Origin of the sequence: Bradyrhizobium jicamae, assembly GCF_001440395.1 — a bacterium.
Classification (GTDB): Bacteria; Pseudomonadota; Alphaproteobacteria; order Rhizobiales; family Xanthobacteraceae; genus Bradyrhizobium; species Bradyrhizobium jicamae.
Genome location: NZ_LLXZ01000213.1, coordinates 8,563 through 8,795, shown reverse-complemented (window position 1 = coordinate 8,795; position 233 = coordinate 8,563). Strand labels below are relative to the sequence as shown.

Genomic DNA, 233 nt, shown 5'->3' with positions numbered 1-233 from the left:
CGGATCAGCGACAGGCAGTCTACGAGCAGCGGTTTCAGGACGAGATCGGGAAAGCCGCTGCCAGCGTAGACGCCTTCAATCCGAACCTTCCTCCGGGTGTCCGGGCTGCGCTGACCTCCCTTACATATAACGCCGGGCCCGGTTGGCAACAATCCGGCCTCGGACAGGCCGTCAAGGCTGGGGATTGGGACAAAGCCCAGAGCATCTTCCTCCAGTACAACCATGCCGGCGGA

At 62.2% G+C, this 233-nt stretch carries 1 protein-coding gene; it reads left to right on the top strand.

Annotated elements, in window-relative coordinates; translation table 11 throughout:
- Positions 1-233 (top strand): glycoside hydrolase family protein (locus tag CQ12_RS36930; RefSeq protein WP_157088717.1); only part of this gene is annotated, 233 nt, incomplete at both ends.